Raw genomic sequence first — 1,010 nt, 5'->3', positions numbered from 1 at the left:
AGAAATAGTGAGTTGCGTTGCACACACCCCTTTGTGAACTGACTATCTATTGAGTCAAGACGTAACCCGGAGGCAAACTCGCGGCAACCCGCGAGTGGCCCCGCGCACGGGCGCCATACAGAGCGGCGCTCAATGGAGGAGGAACCCATGGCGACCCAGAAGGGCGTCGACAAACCCGACACGTCGTCGATCAAACCCGAGGAGAAGTCCTCGCAGGGGATGACTCGTGGCCGTGTCATCGGACTCGTCCTGGGCCCCCTGCTCGGTCTCCTGGTCTTCCTCGTGATGCCGGAGATGCCGCTGCCGCTGGGTGAGGGCGAGACCGAAGAGGTCATGTCCGTCAACGGTGGGGTCGTCGCCGCGGTCACCGTCTGGATCGCCATCTGGTGGGCCACCGAGGCCCTGCCGATCCCGGTGACCTCCCTTCTCCCCTTGGTGCTGTTCCCCCTGATGGTGGAGGGCTCCGAGGTCGGGGACGTGGCCTCCGCGTACGGCTCCGACACGATCTTCCTGTTCATGGGCGGCTTCATGCTGGCCCTGGCCATGCAGAAGTGGAACCTGCACAAGCGCATCGCCCTGACGATCGTCTCCAAGGTCGGTTCCAACACGGTCGGCCTGGTCGGCGGCTTCATGATCGCCACCGGTTTCATCACCATGTGGGTGTCCAACACCGCCACCGCCGTGATGATGCTGCCGGTCGGCCTCTCCGTCGTCGCGCTGATCGCCCAGTTCCGTGGCGGACGTACGGACGCGAACTTCGCGACCGCCCTCATGCTGGGCATCGCCTACTCCTCGTCCATCGGCTCGGTCGCCACTCTGATCGGTACCCCGCCCAACGTCCTGATGGTCGGCTACCTCGCCGACAACCACGACATCCAGATCGGCTTCGGTCAGTGGATGATGGCCGGTGTGCCGCTGGCCGCGGTCTTCATGCTGATCGCCTGGTTCGTCCTGACCCGCCTCTTCAAGCCGGGGGTGAAGAAGGTCGAGGGCGCCCAGGAGATGATCCG

General features: G+C 64.5%; 1 protein-coding gene. It reads left to right on the top strand.

All coding sequences use genetic code 11. The features are described from left to right. Nucleotides 1–147: 147 nt before the first annotated feature. A partial coding sequence (locus ACWGKS_RS30145) for an SLC13 family permease (protein WP_452525137.1) occupies nt 148–1,010 on the top strand: 863 nt, incomplete at its 3' end.

Source organism: Nocardiopsis sp. NPDC055879, assembly GCF_053615935.1.
The sequence above is the reverse complement of the archived record's forward strand: the minus strand, read 5'-3'. Positions and strand labels throughout refer to the sequence as shown.